Source organism: Moorena sp. SIO3H5 (assembly GCF_010692395.1).
Classification (GTDB): domain Bacteria; phylum Cyanobacteriota; class Cyanobacteriia; order Cyanobacteriales; family Coleofasciculaceae; genus Moorena.
In genome coordinates this window covers 1-1,087 of record NZ_JAAHHS010000810.1, presented here as the reverse complement: position 1 = coordinate 1,087, position 1,087 = coordinate 1, and the positions used below count along the sequence as shown (strand labels likewise).

General features: G+C 39.4%; 2 protein-coding genes. One reads left to right on the top strand and one right to left on the bottom strand.

The window, feature by feature from the left end:
* Positions 1–418 (top strand): FtsK/SpoIIIE domain-containing protein (locus tag F6K52_RS36685; RefSeq protein WP_293090205.1); only part of this gene is annotated, 418 nt, incomplete at its 5' end.
* On the opposite strand, the gene F6K52_RS36680 is transcribed toward F6K52_RS36685, so the two are convergent.
* Positions 405–572: a hypothetical protein gene (locus F6K52_RS36680; RefSeq protein ID WP_293090203.1), complete on the bottom strand. Its 168-nt coding sequence runs from the start codon at positions 570–572 to the stop codon at positions 405–407. The genes F6K52_RS36685 and F6K52_RS36680 overlap by 14 nt on opposite strands.
* Positions 573–1,087 lie beyond the last annotated feature (515 nt).

Below are 1,087 nucleotides of genomic sequence, written 5' to 3'. Positions count from 1 at the left end.
AGCGAAGTGTGCTCACCTGGATGCTTATAATCAGCAATTGATTAATAAACAAATTTTACCATTACCTCGGATAGTCTGTATATTTGATGAATATGCTGACTTCATGGCAGAGAAAGAAATCCGCAAAGAGTTAGAATCAAGTATTAAGCGTTTAGGAGCCAAAGCTAGAGCAGCTGGAATTCATTTGATTATTGCTACTCAACGACCAGAAGCGAAAGTTGTTACTCCGATTATTCGCTCTAATTTACCAGGGCGAATTGCTTTACGCACAGCGTCTGAAGCCGACTCAAGGATTATTTTTGGTGGTAGCAACAGTGAAGCAGCTTATTTGTTAGGTAAGGGAGATTTATTATATCAAAAGGGTAGTAAGTTAGAGCGATTGCAAAGTTTGTTTGCTGAGAGGATTATATTACCTTGATTTTAGGGAATAGGGAACAGGGAACAGGGAACAGGGAATAGGGAGAGTGTATCTCAATGTTGGCCTTGCTTAATAATAGAATTAATGGAATAATTTGAATAGTTTTAATGATTGTAAGAGTTTTGTAGAATGGGCATCTTGGTGGAACTGGCATCTTGCCAGTTTCATGGTTATTTGCGCCCGGGCAGGATGCCCACTCTACTTATATTCATTGATTGTAAGAGTTTTGTAGAATGGGCATCTTGGTGGAACTGGCATCTTGCCAGTTTCATGGTTATTTGCGCCCGGGCAGGATGCCCACTCTACTTATATTCATTGATTGATTCAGCAACGCCACAGAGATTAAACCAATGCTTACTTGTTTTATTCAAAAGCTATTCCCGTAGCCCATTAGCTGATAGCTGATAGCTGATAGCTGATAGCTGATAGCTGATAGCTGATAGCTGATAGTCGGGATTTTGGCCAAATTTATCTCACCATCCTGGAAGGAAGTATTAGACTAAAAACCACTATAGTTAAAAATTGCTGAAAGTATTCTTGCCCTGGGGGGGCGACAAGCGCCCTGTAACCCTTGATACATCTTAAATTGAGCAAATTATGGTAAAAAAAGATAGGTCATAACTTGTCAATACGACCTATCAATTGAAAATGCTACCAGAATTATATCAA

Bases quoted from the DNA above. Each gene is read 5' to 3' on its own strand.
- F6K52_RS36680 (WP_293090203.1), bottom strand. From the start codon at position 572: ATGCCAGTTCCACCAAGATGCCCATTCTACAAAACTCTTACAATCATT.